Source organism: Nitrosospira briensis, assembly GCF_900115125.1.
Classification (GTDB): domain Bacteria; phylum Pseudomonadota; class Gammaproteobacteria; order Burkholderiales; family Nitrosomonadaceae; genus Nitrosospira; species Nitrosospira briensis_A.
Genome location: NZ_FOVJ01000001.1, coordinates 281,852 through 296,688, shown reverse-complemented (window position 1 = coordinate 296,688; position 14,837 = coordinate 281,852). Strand labels below are relative to the sequence as shown.

16 protein-coding genes and 1 tRNA gene are annotated in these 14,837 nt (G+C 54.3%); all 17 read right to left on the bottom strand.

Annotation, left to right across the window (positions count from 1 at the left end):
- Nucleotides 1–18: 18 nt before the first annotated feature.
- Entirely contained in the window at nucleotides 19–507 is a 489-nt protein-coding gene (gene nuoI, locus BMZ14_RS01325) for an NADH-quinone oxidoreductase subunit NuoI (protein WP_074793816.1), read from the bottom strand.
- Nucleotides 508–521: 14 nt separating this feature from the next.
- Nucleotides 522–1,622 carry an NADH-quinone oxidoreductase subunit NuoH gene (gene nuoH, locus BMZ14_RS01320; RefSeq protein ID WP_074793814.1) on the bottom strand — a complete coding sequence of 367 codons (1,101 nt, stop codon included), beginning with the start codon at nucleotides 1,620–1,622 and terminating at the stop codon, nucleotides 522–524.
- A 22-nt stretch (nucleotides 1,623–1,644) separates the two neighbouring features.
- Nucleotides 1,645–4,056, bottom strand: coding sequence for an NADH-quinone oxidoreductase subunit NuoG (gene nuoG, locus BMZ14_RS01315; RefSeq protein WP_074793812.1), 2,412 nt, complete (start codon nucleotides 4,054–4,056; stop codon nucleotides 1,645–1,647).
- 95 nt (nucleotides 4,057–4,151) lie between these two features.
- Nucleotides 4,152–5,429, bottom strand: a complete 1,278-nt coding sequence (nuoF, locus tag BMZ14_RS01310) for an NADH-quinone oxidoreductase subunit NuoF (RefSeq protein ID WP_074793810.1) — start codon at nucleotides 5,427–5,429, stop codon at nucleotides 4,152–4,154.
- Nucleotides 5,426–5,902, bottom strand: coding sequence for an NADH-quinone oxidoreductase subunit NuoE (gene nuoE / locus BMZ14_RS01305; RefSeq protein WP_074793808.1), 477 nt, complete (start codon nucleotides 5,900–5,902; stop codon nucleotides 5,426–5,428). The genes nuoF and nuoE overlap by 4 nt, the downstream gene beginning before the upstream one ends.
- A gap of 28 nt (nucleotides 5,903–5,930) precedes the next feature.
- Complete coding sequence (locus tag BMZ14_RS01300) at nucleotides 5,931–7,184, bottom strand: NADH-quinone oxidoreductase subunit D (protein WP_074793806.1); 1,254 nt, start codon at nucleotides 7,182–7,184, stop codon at nucleotides 5,931–5,933.
- A gap of 27 nt (nucleotides 7,185–7,211) precedes the next feature.
- Nucleotides 7,212–7,829, bottom strand: a complete 618-nt coding sequence (locus tag BMZ14_RS01295) for an NADH-quinone oxidoreductase subunit C (RefSeq protein ID WP_074793804.1) — start codon at nucleotides 7,827–7,829, stop codon at nucleotides 7,212–7,214.
- 8 nt (nucleotides 7,830–7,837) lie between these two features.
- Nucleotides 7,838–8,314, bottom strand: coding sequence for a NuoB/complex I 20 kDa subunit family protein (locus BMZ14_RS01290; protein ID WP_074793802.1), 477 nt, complete (start codon nucleotides 8,312–8,314; stop codon nucleotides 7,838–7,840).
- Nucleotides 8,315–8,318: 4 nt separating this feature from the next.
- A complete protein-coding gene (locus BMZ14_RS01285; RefSeq protein ID WP_074795421.1) occupies nucleotides 8,319–8,675 on the bottom strand; it encodes an NADH-quinone oxidoreductase subunit A in 357 nt (118 codons plus the stop codon).
- Nucleotides 8,676–8,760: 85 nt separating this feature from the next.
- Nucleotides 8,761–8,845: transfer RNA gene (locus tag BMZ14_RS01280), tRNA-Leu, on the bottom strand.
- A 111-nt stretch (nucleotides 8,846–8,956) separates the two neighbouring features.
- Nucleotides 8,957–9,307, bottom strand: a complete 351-nt coding sequence (gene secG / locus BMZ14_RS01275; protein WP_074793800.1) for a preprotein translocase subunit SecG — start codon at nucleotides 9,305–9,307, stop codon at nucleotides 8,957–8,959.
- 18 nt (nucleotides 9,308–9,325) lie between these two features.
- Nucleotides 9,326–10,081, bottom strand: a complete 756-nt coding sequence (gene tpiA / locus BMZ14_RS01270) for a triose-phosphate isomerase (RefSeq protein ID WP_074795419.1) — start codon at nucleotides 10,079–10,081, stop codon at nucleotides 9,326–9,328.
- A gap of 129 nt (nucleotides 10,082–10,210) precedes the next feature.
- Nucleotides 10,211–11,005, bottom strand: a complete 795-nt coding sequence (pstB, locus tag BMZ14_RS01265) for a phosphate ABC transporter ATP-binding protein PstB (RefSeq protein ID WP_074795417.1) — start codon at nucleotides 11,003–11,005, stop codon at nucleotides 10,211–10,213.
- 20 nt (nucleotides 11,006–11,025) lie between these two features.
- Nucleotides 11,026–11,949: a phosphate ABC transporter permease PstA gene (gene pstA / locus BMZ14_RS01260; RefSeq protein ID WP_074793798.1), complete on the bottom strand. Its 924-nt coding sequence runs from the start codon at nucleotides 11,947–11,949 to the stop codon at nucleotides 11,026–11,028.
- A 126-nt stretch (nucleotides 11,950–12,075) separates the two neighbouring features.
- Nucleotides 12,076–13,017 carry a phosphate ABC transporter permease subunit PstC gene (gene pstC / locus BMZ14_RS01255; RefSeq protein WP_074793796.1) on the bottom strand — a complete coding sequence of 314 codons (942 nt, stop codon included), beginning with the start codon at nucleotides 13,015–13,017 and terminating at the stop codon, nucleotides 12,076–12,078.
- Between the two features lie 334 nt (nucleotides 13,018–13,351).
- Nucleotides 13,352–13,966, bottom strand: a complete 615-nt coding sequence (locus BMZ14_RS01250) for a NapC/NirT family cytochrome c (protein WP_074793794.1) — start codon at nucleotides 13,964–13,966, stop codon at nucleotides 13,352–13,354.
- Nucleotides 13,966–14,673, bottom strand: coding sequence for a cytochrome c-550 CycA (gene cycA, locus BMZ14_RS01245; protein ID WP_074793792.1), 708 nt, complete (start codon nucleotides 14,671–14,673; stop codon nucleotides 13,966–13,968). The genes BMZ14_RS01250 and cycA overlap by 1 nt, the downstream gene beginning before the upstream one ends.
- Between the last annotated feature and the right edge of the window lie 164 nt (nucleotides 14,674–14,837).

Genomic DNA, 14,837 nt, shown 5'->3' with positions numbered 1-14,837 from the left:
TGTAATTAACCGCGAGATTCATCGATATCCCGCATCTGCCGCCCTGTCCCTTGCTATCTCTTCCTCGTACCGGTCCCCTACCGCCAGCAGCATCTCCTTGGTATAAATGAGATCGCCACGTTTTTCTCCGTGGTATTCGAGGGTGCGAGTCTCGACGATGGAATCCACAGGGCACGATTCCTCACAAAAACCGCAAAATATGCATTTGGTCAGGTCGATGTCGTAGCGCGTCGTACGGCGCGTTCCGTCATCTCGCTGCTCCGATTCGATAGTGATTGCCAATGCCGGACATACCGCTTCGCACAACTTGCAGGCAATACAGCGCTCTTCTCCATTAGGGTAGCGGCGCAGCGCGTGCAGGCCCCGGAAACGCGGGGACTGGGGCGTTTTTTCTTCGGGGAAATGCACGGTGATTTTACGTGCAAACATGTATCGTCCGGTCAGCATCATCCCTTTGAGCAGTTCGAACAAGAGGAAGGTACGGAAAAAATCCTTGATTCGGTTCATGGCGTTCTCCTGTCTCAGTGGAACCACAAATTGAGTGGGAATACACCCCGGACGGGCGATGGAAGCTGCATCACCAAACCTATAACCACAATCCAGATCAGCGTGATCGGGATGAATACTTTCCAGCCAAGACGCATGATCTGATCATAGCGGTAGCGTGGAAAAGTGGCGCGGAACCAGAGAAAACAAAACAATAAACCCGAGATTTTCAAAACCAGCCAGATAAAACCGGGAATCAGGGTGAACGGCGCCATGTCGACCGGGGGTAGCCAACCCCCCAGGAATATGATGCTGGCAAGCGTTGCCACCAGGATCATGTTTGAATATTCGGCAAGAAAGAACACTGTAAAGGCCATGCCGGAATACTCGACGTGGAAGCCGGCGACGATTTCGGACTCGCCCTCGGCCACGTCGAACGGTGCGCGGTTGGTTTCGGCGACACCGGAAATGAAGTACACCAGAAACATCGGAAACAATGGAATAAGATACCAGTTGAGGAAACTGCTCCCCTGCTGGCCCATGACGATATCCCCGAGATTCAGGCTTTGCGACATCATCAGCACGCACACCAAGGCAAAGCCCATCGCAAGCTCATACGAGACTACCTGCGCGGCGGAACGCATCGCGCCGAGAAAAGCATACTTGGAATTTGATGCCCAACCGGCGATGATCACCCCATAAATGCCCATGGAAGTCATTGCCAGAATATAAAGCAGACCGGCGTTGATGTCCGCCAATACCACCTCGGGAGAAAATGGTATTACCGCCCATGCCGCCAGCGCTGGCGCGAACGTCAATATCGGCGCGAGCACGAACAGCAATTTATTCGCGCCGCTGGGAATGATGATTTCCTTCATCACCGCCTTGACGGCATCGGCGATGGGCTGGCCCCAGCCGCCCAGCCAGGGGATGCCGAAGAAGGTGACGCGGTTGGGCCCCACACGCATTTGCATGAAAGCAATAATCTTGCGCTCCGCGAACGTGAGATAAGCCACAGCGAGCATTAACGGCAATATGATGGCGACGATCAACAGCACGTTCTTGGTCACCACGAACAGAGCGGGGCCCCACTCGGGACCAAAAAAATTGCCGAATAATTCTTGTGCGTATTCCATCAAATAACCCTGATTTCTTCCATCACAATCTTTCCACCACGATTTCGCCAAACATTCCACCCAGGCCCGCAGTCATGGGGTGTGCCGAAGCAACGCGCACGCAATCGACGGGCAGCTTGTCGTCCCGGGCCGCGGGCAGTTGCGCTTCGCCTTCCCCCTGCTTCAGCCTGACATTGTCCCCGTGCTGTATCCCGAGTTTATCCATGAGGGCGCCTGCCATCCAAGCGACCGGCGCGGCCGCGTCACTTGTGCGCTGCAGCGACTCGGCGCGGCGAACGATGGGGTCGGCCTGGTAGATCGGCACTTCCCCGATGCGCTGGATTCCACCGCCCTTCTGTCCAGTGTCTCCAACGGCAAAGCCGCCAAGACTGTTATTCAGGCGGGAGCTGACATCAGGTGCAGCCGATAGAATCTCCGCGCGCACCTGATCCGGCGTTTCGTAGTCGAAGCCGTCAAGCTGCAGCATATTGCCGAGTACCCGCACGACCTTCCACGCTGGACGCGTTTCGCCGAGGGGCGCGACCACGCCGTTAAAAGTCTGCACACGGCCTTCCGTACTGATGAAGGTGCCGGAGGTTTCGGTGAACGGCGCAATCGGGAGCAATACATCAGCATAACTGCCTTGCATGACAGCCTGGCTTTTGTATGAGGTCAACATTACCACGAGCTCAGCCGCGGAGAGGGCTTTGGTAGCTTGCCCGGGGTCGTAGCTATCCAGTTCCGGTTCCAGATTCATGAGGACGTACGCCTGGCATGGCTGCGCCGCTGCCCCGGCAGTATCGGCCGAGGCAGCGCTCATCCCAAGCATTTGCGCGGCACTGAGGCTTCCCGATCGGTCGGGAGCGCCACGGTCAGGAGTTGCGCCGGCAATATGAGCACCGACGCTGTTGGCGGCTTCGCCCAGCACACCGAATTGCGCATCGGTAATTTGAGCGAGATGCTGCGCCAGCACGAGAATATCCGTGTATTGCGGATGATGCTGCGCCAGGTTGCCGAGGAAAATAGCAGCAGGTTTATTATCGATGAGGCTGGCGGCCATCGCGCGCGCCGTATCGCTCACGCTAACCGTACTCGTCGCTTTCCTTGCGCCGTCCGGAACCTCGACTTCCTTTGACTCGGCGGCGGCTTTCAGGACCTGGGCCAGCATGGCCGCCATGCTGCCGGGCGCGACAATAGCGCGATTCGCTACCTTGGTCAGCAGATCATCATCGACTGGATTGATCAGGTTCAGTTGCGCGCCCTGCTTCACCACCTGGCGCAAGCGCTGCGCGAGGAGTGGGTGATCCTTGCGCAGCGTGCTGCCGATGACCAGCGCCGACTTCAACCGGGAAACATCCGCTATGGCCATCCCCAGCCAGGGAACGCCCTGCACGTGATCGTCCGCCCGGAAATCGGATTGGCGCAGACGGTGATCCACATTTCCGCTACCCAATCCCCGTATAAATTTTTGCAGGAGATAAAGTTCCTCAAGCGTGCTGTGAGGAGAACACAAGGCCCCGATGCTTTGTGCGCCATGTTTTTCCTTAACCGCTTTCAACCCGTTAGCGGTAAATTCGAGCGCCGTCTGCCAATCGCACTCCTGCCACTCGCCTCCATGTTTTATCATCGGTTTGCGCAAGCGCTCTTCCGAGTTCAGTCCCTCGTAGGAAAACCGGTCTTTATCCGACAACCAGCACTCGTTGATAGCCTCATTCTCGCGTGGCAACACCCGCATCACGCGGTTCTGTTTCACCTGAACCACCAGATTGGACCCAAGGCCGCAATGCGGGCTCACGGACTTTCTTCGTGACAACTCCCAGGTGCGTGCGGAATAACGGAAGGGTTTGCTCACGAGCGCACCTACCGGACACAGGTCGATCATATTGCCCGACAACTCGGAATCCACCGTACGGCCCACGAATGAAAGGATCTCGGCATGTTCTCCCCGGCCCGCCATCCCCAACTCCATGATGCCGGCGATTTCCTGGCCGAAGCGTACGCAGCGCGTGCAATGGATGCAACGGGTCATGTCAGTGGAAATCAGCGGACCCAGATTTTTATTTGCCACCACCCGCTTGGCTTCCGTATAGCGTGACGAGCTCGCTCCATAGCCCACCGCCAGGTCCTGCAACTGGCATTCCCCCCCCTGATCGCAAATCGGGCAATCCAGCGGATGATTGATGAGCAGGAATTCCATCACGCCTTTTTGTGCAGTTACCGCCTGTCCGGAATGGGTGGATACCTTCATGCCTTCCATGGCGGGCGTCGCGCAGGCGGGCAAGGGCTTCGGGGCTTTCTCCACTTGCACGAGGCACATGCGGCAATTGGCGGCGATCGACAGCTTCTTGTGATAGCAGAAATGCGGAATGTATATGCCCAGCTGGTTGGCGCCGTCCATGACGGTGCCGTTCTTGGGCACTGATACCGGTTTACCGTCGATTTCGAAATTGATCATGGATAAATACTCTCGGCTTGACGAATCGGCTTAGCGAGCAAACGCAGACAGGAAAATGAACTCATCGGCTTGACCCACGCCGTTCGCCACGCGCGCTATACCAAACATTTCTTGTGCTCGATATGGTATGCAAACTCGTCGCGAAAATGCTGGATCATGGCGCGCACCGGCATGGCAGCTGCGTCGCCCAATGCGCAGATGGTGCGCCCTTGAATATTGTCGGCTACATTGTTGAGCAGATCGAGATCTTCCATACGCCCCTTGCCGGTTTCGATGCGATGCACTACCCGGTAGAGCCAGCCCGTGCCTTCCCGGCAAGGTGTGCATTGGCCGCATGACTCTTCAAAATAAAAATAGGATAACCGCTCCAGCGCTTTCACCATGCAGGTGGTGTCGTCCATGATGATCACCGCCCCTGAGCCCAGCATCGATCCTGCCTTGGCAATGGAGTCATAGTCCATGTCTGTCTGCATCATGACGTCACCAGGCAGTACGGGCATGGACGAACCGCCGGGAATGCAGCCTTTCAGTTTTCGCCCTCCCCGCATGCCGCCGGCCATTTCCAGCAATGTCGCGAACGGCGTTCCCAGTGGCACCTCGTAATTGCCCGGCTTGTTCACATGACCCGAAACGGAGAAAAGCTTCGTCCCGCCATTGTTGGGCTTGCCCAGTTGCAGAAATTGGTCCCCGCCGTGGCGAATGATCCAGGGCACGGAGGCGAATGTTTCGGTGTTGTTGATGGTGGTGGGCTTGCCATAGAGACCGAAGCTTGCAGGGAAAGGCGGCTTGAAGCGTGGCTGGCCTTTCTTGCCTTCCAGCGATTCCAGCAGCGCGGTTTCCTCGCCGCAGATATAGGCACCGTAACCATGGTGGTTGTATAGCTGGAAACTGAAATCGGAACCCAGAATGTTGTCTCCGAGCAATCCCGCCTCTCGTGCTTCGTCTACCGCTTCCTCCATGCGCTCATACGTATCCCAGATTTCACCATGAACATAGTTGTAGCCTGTCTTGATGCCCATTGCGTACGCACCGATCATCATGCCTTCGATGAGGATGTGAGGATTATGACGCATGATATCGCGGTCTTTGAAAGTGCCGGGCTCGCCTTCGTCCGAATTGCACACGAGGTACTTGTCGCCTTCGTACTGCTTCGGCATGAAACTCCATTTCAGCCCGGTAGGAAAGCCCGCCCCACCGCGGCCCCGCAAGGCGGATTTTTTTACTTCCTCGATGACCTTTTCCGGCGGAATCTTTTCGCTCAGGATTTTTCTCAGTGCGGCATAACCCTCGCGCTGCTCATAACTTTTGAGCCGCCAATTATCCGGATCCGATGGATTCACGCCCGCCAGCAGGACCTGTGTAGGCTGGGTCATTTGCTCAACTCCTCCAGCAATTGGTCGATCGAGTCGTTGGACATGAAACTGCACATGCGTTTGTTGTTGACCAGGAGCACAGGGGCGTCACCGCACGCCCCCATGCACTCGCCTTCTTTCAAGGTAAATTTACCGTCAGCAGTCGTCTCGTTGAAATCGATACCCAATTTTTTCCGGAAATGCGCCACGGCTTCGTTTGCGCCGGATAGGGCACAAGGCAGATTCGTACAGACAGTGATCTTGAATTTGCCCAGCGGCTGCAAATTATACATGCCATAAAAGGTGGCCACTTCATATACCGCAATGGGCGGCATTCCGAGATAGCCTGCGACAAAATCCATTGTTTCAGTCGCGAGCCACCCCTTCTCATCCTGGGCAATGGCAAGGGCTGACATCACCGCCGATTGCCTTTGATCGGCCGGATACTTGGTAATTTCACGGTCGATTTTTTTTATGGACTCAGCACTTAACATCTTGATAACTGTTTAACTTTCAGGGAGGTCATCTGTCTATCTCACCGAACACGATGTCCTGGGTGCCAATAATGGCAACAACGTCGGCAATCATATGTCCGCGCGACATTTCATCCAGCGCCGCAAGGTGGGCAAAACCGGGCGCACGGATTTTCAGGCGGTATGGCATATTGGCGCCATCTGAAACCAGATAGATGCCGAATTCACCTTTCGGATGCTCGATTGCCGCATAGGTTTCGCCAGGCGGTACGTGAAAGCCCTCGGTAAAAAGCTTGAAATGATGAATCAGCTCTTCCATATTCTGCTTCATCTCAACTCGCGGGGGCGGCGCCACCTTGTGATTATCGGTTATTACCGGACCGGGATTCTTCCGCAACCAGTCGACACATTGTTTGATGATGCGGTTGGATTGACGGAATTCCTCGATCCGGACCAGGTAGCGATCGTAGCAATCGCCGTTCACGCCCACGGGTATGTCAAAATCTACCTTATCGTAAACTTCGTAAGGTTGTTTTCTCCGCAAATCCCACTCCACCCCGGAACCCCGCAACATGGGACCTGTGAAACCCAGCGCCATGGCACGTTCCGGCGAGACCACGCCGATACCTACCAGGCGCTGTTTCCAGATGCGGTTATCGGTAAGCAGGGTTTCATACTCGTCCACATAGATAGGAAACCGGTTGGTAAAGTCTTCGATAAAATCCAGCAGCGAACCGCTGCGATTTTCATTCAGTACCCTGGTGCTTTTTTCATTATGGATTTTCGATGCCTTGTATCGCGGCATGGAGTCCGGAAGGTCTCGATAGACTCCACCGGGGCGGTAGTAGGCGGCATGCATTCTGGCTCCCGAGACCGCCTCATAAACATCCATCAGGTCTTCCCGGTCCCGGAAGGCATACAGAAATACCGTCATCGCGCCCACATCCAGAGCGTGAGCGCCCAGCCACAAGAGGTGGTTGAGTATCCGGGTGATTTCATCAAACATCACGCGAATGTATTGCGCACGCACCGGCACCTCGAGTTGAAGCAGCTTCTCGATAGCCATTACATAAGCATGCTCGTTACACATCATGGAGACATAGTCCAACCGATCCATGTACGGCACCGACTGAATGTAAGTCTTGTACTCGGCCAATTTTTCGGTCGCGCGATGTAGCAATCCGATATGCGGGTCGGCGCGCTGGACGACTTCGCCGTCCAGCTCCAGCACGAGGCGCAACACGCCATGCGCAGCCGGATGCTGCGGACCAAAGTTCATGGTGTAGTTACGTATCTCAGCCATGCTTGAGCAGCCTATGCCACCGTGACTTCATTCAGTGTCCCCATAATGCTCTTCGCGGATTACGCGCGGCGTGATCTGGCGCGGCTCGATGCTGACCGGCTGATAAATTACTCGTCGCTGATCAGGGTCGTAACGCATCTCGACATTTCCGCTTAGTGGAAAATCCTTGCGAAATGGACTGCCGATAAAGCCGTAGTCGGTAAGAATACGGCGCAGGTCCGGATGACCGGTAAAAACGATGCCGTAAAGGTCGAATGCTTCGCGTTCGAACCAGTTGGCAGATGGCCAGATACCTATCACTGAATCCACCACGGGAAACTCATCATCGTCGACGAACCCCTTGATTCGCAACCGGTGGTTATGTTTGATCGACAGCAGGTGATATACGACGGCAAAGCGTTTGCCCGTCAGATCATTCCCGGTGACAGATTCGGACCCGTAAGCCGAATAATCCAAACCGCATAAATCGATGAGCATTTCAAAGCCCAGGTCGGGATGATCCCGCAGAGTCCTCATGGCCCATAGCAAATCACCGGGAAGCACCGATAAGGTGAGTTCGCCCAATTGCTCCGTGGCATTGGTAACTTTATCGCCCAACACATTCTGAAGGCAAAAGGAGAGCTTTTCCACGCGGGACGACGACATTTTATGGCTCAACGGGCGATGGTATTGGTGCGGTGGATTTTGTTCTGCAACTGGATAATCCCGTAGAGCAATGCCTCCGCAGTGGGTGGGCAGCCGGGGACGTAAATATCGACCGGCACAATGCGATCACAGCCGCGCACGACAGAGTACGAGTAATGATAATAACCGCCTCCGTTGGCACAGGAACCCATGGATATCACCCAACGCGGCTCGGCCATCTGGTCGTAGACTTTGCGCAGTGCGGGCGCCATTTTATTGCACAGGGTGCCTGCAACAATCATGACGTCCGATTGACGCGGACTAGGGCGGAATACCACGCCGAAACGGTCGAGGTCGTAACGCGACGCACCCGCCTGCATCATTTCAACTGCACAGCATGCGAGACCAAAAGTCATCGGCCACATGGACCCGGTACGTCCCCAGTTGATGACCGAATCCAGGCTAGTGGTGACAAAACCTTTTTCCATCGTACCGTTAGTGCTCATGACCTTAATCCCATTCCAGGGCACCCTTGGTCCATTCGTAAATAAAGCCGACGACGAGGATGCCAAGAAAAATCATCATTGCGACAAAACCGAAAAGGCCAATCTCGTTCAACACCACCGCCCATGGAAACAGGAATGCAATCTCGAGGTCGAACAGGATGAACAGGATGGCCACGAGATAATAGCGTACGTCGAATTTCATGCGCGCATCTTCGAACGCCTCGAAACCGCACTCGTATGGGGATAATTTCTCGCTGTCGGGCCGGTTGGGGCCAAACAGCCAGCCGAACCCCATGGCCAGGGCGCCAACGGCCAGGCCAAGCAGAATGAACAACAAAATGGGAAAATAATTTTCGAGCATATGCAACCAGAAGTATAGAGCTAGGGACCTGGCATATTTTCATTCATGTAATTGCGGCCTGGTTCCCCACCTTATTCCATTCAAGTGGTGCCGACGGCGAGAGTCGAACTCGCACAGCTTTCGCCACCGCCCCCTCAAGACGGCGTGTCTACCAATTTCACCACGTCGGCGGCTTAATTCGAGTTCTGAAGCTTAATCGATATTAGAACACTGCTTCAATCGATTGTTCCATCAGCTCATCATTAAAGCAGTTTAACTCATCATTAAGCTTCCGGTATTTCTTATTCCGGTATTTCCGTAGCCTTCGAAGCCCCTCCATCCGCAGGAACTTCCGGTGCCGCCTCCACCGGTTTTGCTGGTTCGACCGGGACCGCTTTATCCATCACTCCCCCGTCTTCTATCTTATGGCTGGAAAGATAGGTAAGCCCAAGGCTGGTCATGAAAAACACCGCAGCCAGCACACCGGTTGTTCTACTCAGAAAATTGGCTGAACCGCTGGCCCCGAACAGGCTGCCCGATGAACCGCTGCCAAAGGCGGCGCCCATGTCGGCCCCCTTGCCGTGTTGCAGCAGAACCAGAACAATTACGGTAATTGCCGACAGGAGGTGTAGTATCCAGATAGCTGTTTCCAAAGCCTACTCCAAAATAAATTAGTTTCTAGCCGCGTTACAGATTGCGATGAATTCATCGGCAATTAGCGAAGCACCGCCAATGAGCCCGCCATCAATGTCGGGCATGGCAAATAGCTCGGCAGCATTGCTCGCCTTCACGCTGCCCCCATAAAGAACTTTCAGTTCCGCAGCAACTTCCGGATTGCTAGCGGCAATTCTATCGCGAATAAATCCATGCACGTCCTGCGCCTGCTCCGGCGTAGCGGTTTTACCGGTACCGATAGCCCATACCGGCTCGTAGGCAAGCACCGAATCGGCAAGCGCGTTGATCCCCACCAGTTCGATAACCGTATCCAACTGTTCGGCGACGACTTGTTCGGTAATGACAGCCTCGCGCTGATCAAGCGTTTCTCCTATGCACAACACGGGTATCAAGCCCGCTGCCTGAGCGGCCTTGAACTTGAGCGCCACGGTACGACTATCCTCGCCGTACAACGCGCGCCGTTCCGAGTGGCCGATAATTACATAGCGGCAGCCAAAATCCATCAACATGGCCGCTGAGACTTCGCCTGTATAAGCGCCTTTGTCATGTTGGCTGACGTTCTGCGCACCCCAGGAAACGTGCGTCTTCTGCAATATCGACTGGGATTGCGAAAGATAAGGATAAGGTACAAACACTGCCACACCCCCCTCGCCCAATTCTTCCGTCCCGGCAATGATTGCATTCAGCAACTCCCGATTCTGTATCGTTCCGCCGTGCATTTTCCAGTTGCCCGCGACCAGCTTCGAACGTATGGCCATAAAGGAGTCGCCTTTGAACTTAAAGCTGCGAATGTTACCTGTGAATGAATACGGGGTCAATCACGGCCAACAATATCGTCATCGGTCTTCGGCAACGCAAACATGAGCGGCAGATATGCAGAACTACCCAAAACGTCCGGTAATATAATCTTCCGTCTGTTTATTTTTAGGCTTGATGAAAATCGTGTCTGTGACATCAAACTCGATAAGCTCGCCGAGATACATATACGCGGTGTAATCCGACACGCGCGCGGCCTGCTGCATATTGTGGGTAACGATCAGAATGGTAACCTTGTCCTTCAGGTCGGTGATGAGTTCCTCGATGCTGGCTGTAGCAATTGGGTCAAGCGCAGAAGTGGGTTCGTCGAACAACAGGATCTCGGGGTCGGTTGCCAGCGCTCTTGCGATACACAGGCGTTGCTGCTGTCCACCGGAAAGATTATAGGCTAACTGGTTTAAGCGATCTTTTACTTCATCCCACAGTGCCGCGCCGCGCAGCGCTTCCTCCACTTTCTCGTCCAGTATGGCACGCTGCCTCACACCTCGTACCCGGAGGCCATACGCAACATTTTCATAAATTGATTTCGGGAAAGGATTCGGTTTCTGAAATACCATGCTGATGCGCATCCGTACTTCAATCGGATCCACACTGCGAGAAAGAATATTGACATTGTCCGGATGGAGAATGATTTCACCCACGTAACGATTGCCGGGGTAAAGGTCGTGCATCCGGTTGAAGCAGCGCAGAAAAGTGGACTTACCGCATCCCGAGGGACCAATCAATGCGGTCACCTGTTTTTCATGCAACATCATGCTGATGTTTTTCAGCGCAGAGAATGCGCCATAATAAAAACTCAAGTTTCGGACTTCGGACTTATACCGGACTGTCGAAATATCGGGAGCGGAATCTTCGTCCATGGGAGCAAACGCGGGATTGTCTACCATTTAAGATTCTTGCGCATGCGATAACGCAAGTAAATGGCGAGCGCGTTCATGGTGAGGGTCATCACGACCAGCACCAATCCTGCCGCTGCGGCATTGATCTGAAACGCTTCTTCGGGCCGCGAAACCCAATTGAACATCTGAATAGGCATCACCGTAAACGGCGCCATCAACCATTCGAACGATATGAAAGGAAAATCCGGTTTAATGGGGGATGGCGGTAAAAAAGCGATGAAAGTCAGCGCTCCAATCGTGATGATGGGCGCTGTTTCGCCAATAGCGCGAGCCAGGCCAATAATAACGCCCGTTAAAATACCGGCTGCGGAATAAGGAAGTAAATGGTCCCAGACTGTTTGCCACTTGGTCGCGCCCAGTGCATAGGCTCCTTCCCGGATAACCACCGGTATGGCACGTATTGCCTCACGGGTGGCCACGATTACCACCGGCAGGATCAATAATGCCAACGCCAGGCCGGCCGAAAGAATGCTCTGGCCGAATCCGAGTTGGTGTACAAAGAGGCTTAACGCCAGCAGACCGTAGATAATGGAGGGAACGCCGGCAAGATTGGTAACATTGATTTCGATGATCTCGGTAATAATGTTTTTCGGTGCGTATTCTTCCAGATAGATCCCCGCTCCAATACCCATGGGTACGGCCGCCGCAGCGGTCACCAACATGACCAGGGTTGTTCCAACCCAGGCAGAGAGGATGCCTGCTGACCCGGGACGGCGTGATGGAAAAGAAGTAAAAAAATCGAGGGACAAGCGCGGCATTCCATCAATAAGCATGTGAGAGAATAATGCCATGAATGTCAACACCGCAATCATTAGTACAAACACGCCGAGAATCATGAAGATGAAATCCCAAAGCTTATGGCGCGCAATGATGGAGCGTATTTCGCTCAGGTCTTTATCTTTCATTGACGCCTTCCAGAAAAGATCTGAGACGGCTCATGAGGCAAACTGAGAGGGAGAGGTGCACAGTAGGAGAAGTATTGCATTCATTCATAGCATCGGTGCACTGTATTTACGACCGTGTCTGATTTTTTAATACACTTCACGGTAGCGTTTACGCAGAACATGCCCAATGATATTGAATGTAAGTGTCAATAGCAGCAATGTAAGTCCGGCGGCGAAAATAGTCTGGTAGCCGATACTGCCATGGGGCAGATCGCCCAGGCTGACCTGTACGATATAGGCTGTGATGGTAGCCGCCGGCTCCATCGGGTTCCAGGTAAGATTGGGCTGCATGCCGGCAGCAATCGCTACAACCATCGTTTCGCCCACCGCGCGCGAAATACCGAGAATATAGGCAGCGGCAATACCGGAAAACGCACCGGGCATCACTACCCTGAGGGCTGTCTGGAACCGGGTGGCGCCCATTGCGTAGGAACCTTCGCGCAAGTGCATCGGAACTGCGCGCATCGAGTCTTCAGCCATGGAACTGACATAGGGAATAATCATGATGCCCATCACCAGCCCGGCTGAAAGAAGGCTGAAGCCGGGCAATTCCGGAAATATCTTTTGCAACAGGGGCGTTACGAATAACAATGCGAAATAGCCATATACAACAGTCGGGACTCCGCCCAATAACTCGAGAAATGGCTTGGCGACTTCACGCGCTGCAAAGGGTGCGAATTCTGAAAGATATATCGCAGTGATGGTGCCTAGAGGGATGGCAACCAGAAGCGCCACGGCGGAACTTACCAGGGTACCGGAGATCAGCGGGAGTATGCCGTAGTGCGCATCATCGAACAGCGGAGTCCATTGGGTATCGGTGAGAAATTCCCAAAGCGGAACGTGTTCAAAAAATACAAAAGACTCTTTTACCAACATTGCCACGATGGCAATGGTGATCGCGACGGAGACAAATGCCATGAGGAACAGCAGGGTCTCGATAAAACGCTCGCCCAGATGACGGCGATAGCTATACCCGAGCCTTTTAGGATGAGTTATTTCGTCGGACTGTGCTGTCACAGGCAACCGCATTTTAAAAGGGAAGTTACTCGGGCACTACATGTTACGATGGAAATATTACAGTTTCGTGACATCATGCAGCACAGGAAAGTCGGCCGGCTTCGGGCTTATTCAAGGGTTGACGGATTTGGATTCAGCCCAAAAATCACCGACAGCCTATTGGATCAGGCGAAGCGGTTATTATTATGGGAATAATTGGGGACATCTTTGGCTGGATTCCCGCCGCTCGAATCCAGCCAAAGATGTATTAATGATATGGGCGACTTAACTGTAGCTGCGACGACAGAAAAACTGATGCGGAAGTGACACCACAATCATAATCGATGGCCGAAAACCGTCACCCGGATTACTCCTCCTCCTCGTCTTCGTCTTCGTCTTCGTCCTCATCTTCATCCTTGGTTTCGGATTTGAGCACCATCTTGCCCTGCTTGATGCTCTCGTTGAGGTCTGTCTCCGGTGCATCCTTGTGCACCAGGTTCTGGTGGCAGTCGATGCAGGTGGCCCCTTCGGTCTCCATCTTCTTGTGCGCGGCCTTGGCGTCCGCTCCGGGGGGCTGCGGGTTCTTGTGGCATTCGCGGCAGGTGCGGCTGTCCCACTTCTTCAGGTTCATGCGCGCATCGTGCGCCATGATGAGCCTGCGCTCGTTGAATTTCTCAAGCGTGGAATAGTCCTCGGCAAACTCCATGTACAATTCGCGCGCGCCGTCCACCACATGGGTTGCCACCGCCAGGTGGAAGTTCTTGAACCCCTGCGGTATGTGGCAGTCCTTGCAACCGGGGTTGGCCCCCAGTGCCCCATAGTGCGATGAGCTTCGCAACTCCTCCGCAGGATAGGTCATGGAATGACAACTGGTGCAGAATTCCGTGGTGGAGACGGCGGCCTCGCCGCCGAATACCACCGCCACCATGACTATCCCCAGTATCGCACCCGTGAGCAGGGTACCGCCCGCCTTTATTGCCATTAGTCCTCCGAGCCTTTCTCGCCAACCTTCGCCTTGGACTGGAATTCATCATGGTACTTGAACTTCGGCTCGCCCGTGAAGGTGCCGTCCAGTTTGTAATGCTCGTGCATGGCCTTGGTGTCCTTGACGTACTTGTCAAAGTCGAAGGTGTATTTCTTGTCCACCGCAGGGGTGAAGGGAGTGTAGGGCTTCTTCGCACCCTTCCACGGGCTGCCTTCGTAGTTCAGGTGGCAGGCGTTGCAGCTTTCTTCAAAGCTGAAGTCCTGGCCGGCGTCAGCCAGTGTCTGGCGTGGTGCGGTCTTCTTCGACTTCTCAAACGCCGCCCCGGCCTTGCGGTGGATGCCGCGATACTTGGAGCCGGGACCATGGCAGGATTCGCAACCCACGCCGGTTGTGAACTTGCTCGGGTCCTCGACGGTGTAGCCGCCTTCCTTGCCCCAGCCGTCGACGTGACAGCCCACGCAGTCCTTGTCCTTGGTGTAGTCCTTGGCCGGATCAAGCTTGGCCTTCTTCTTGGCCTCGGCCTTGGTGTTGGGCTTCAGGGATTCCATGGCCTTGGCGTGCGCCGTGTCTCCCCATGATTCAGCCTGGCTCTTGTGACAGGAACTGCACTTCTTGCGGCCTTCAAACGACTGGGCGGCAGCAGGACCGCACATGACCGCAAGCATGGCTGCCGCGGCTAAGGCTAATGTTATGCGATGGCTCATGGTTTCTCCTTTTTTCTTTCGGGCAAGTATATCCGTTTATATCCGTTTGTATCTTATCGTTATGGGTGCGTGATGCGCCAGCAAAGCTTATGGAGCGGCCTGGCAATGCGATGGTACAGCAAACTGCATTGAAACGGGATGCTATAGCCAAACCTGTTGGCCTG

Bases quoted from the DNA above. Each gene is read 5' to 3' on its own strand.
- BMZ14_RS01285 (WP_074795421.1), bottom strand. From the start codon at position 8,675: ATGCTCGAAAATTATTTTCCCATTTTGTTGTTCATTCTGCTTGGCCTG.
- nuoF (WP_074793810.1), bottom strand. From the start codon at position 5,429: ATGACCCAGCCTACACAGGTCCTGCTGGCGGGCGTGAATCCATCGGAT.
- pstC (WP_074793796.1), bottom strand. From the start codon at position 13,017: ATGCGGTTGCCTGTGACAGCACAGTCCGACGAAATAACTCATCCTAAA.
- pstA (WP_074793798.1), bottom strand. From the start codon at position 11,949: ATGAAAGATAAAGACCTGAGCGAAATACGCTCCATCATTGCGCGCCAT.
- cycA (WP_074793792.1), bottom strand. From the start codon at position 14,673: ATGAGCCATCGCATAACATTAGCCTTAGCCGCGGCAGCCATGCTTGCG.
- BMZ14_RS01300 (WP_074793806.1), bottom strand. From the start codon at position 7,184: ATGGCTGAGATACGTAACTACACCATGAACTTTGGTCCGCAGCATCCG.
- pstB (WP_074795417.1), bottom strand. From the start codon at position 11,005: ATGGACGAAGATTCCGCTCCCGATATTTCGACAGTCCGGTATAAGTCC.
- nuoI (WP_074793816.1), bottom strand. From the start codon at position 507: ATGAACCGAATCAAGGATTTTTTCCGTACCTTCCTCTTGTTCGAACTG.
- nuoH (WP_074793814.1), bottom strand. From the start codon at position 1,622: ATGGAATACGCACAAGAATTATTCGGCAATTTTTTTGGTCCCGAGTGG.
- BMZ14_RS01250 (WP_074793794.1), bottom strand. From the start codon at position 13,966: ATGGCAATAAAGGCGGGCGGTACCCTGCTCACGGGTGCGATACTGGGG.
- nuoE (WP_074793808.1), bottom strand. From the start codon at position 5,902: ATGTTAAGTGCTGAGTCCATAAAAAAAATCGACCGTGAAATTACCAAG.
- BMZ14_RS01295 (WP_074793804.1), bottom strand. From the start codon at position 7,829: ATGTCGTCGTCCCGCGTGGAAAAGCTCTCCTTTTGCCTTCAGAATGTG.
- nuoG (WP_074793812.1), bottom strand. From the start codon at position 4,056: ATGATCAATTTCGAAATCGACGGTAAACCGGTATCAGTGCCCAAGAAC.
- BMZ14_RS01290 (WP_074793802.1), bottom strand. From the start codon at position 8,314: ATGAGCACTAACGGTACGATGGAAAAAGGTTTTGTCACCACTAGCCTG.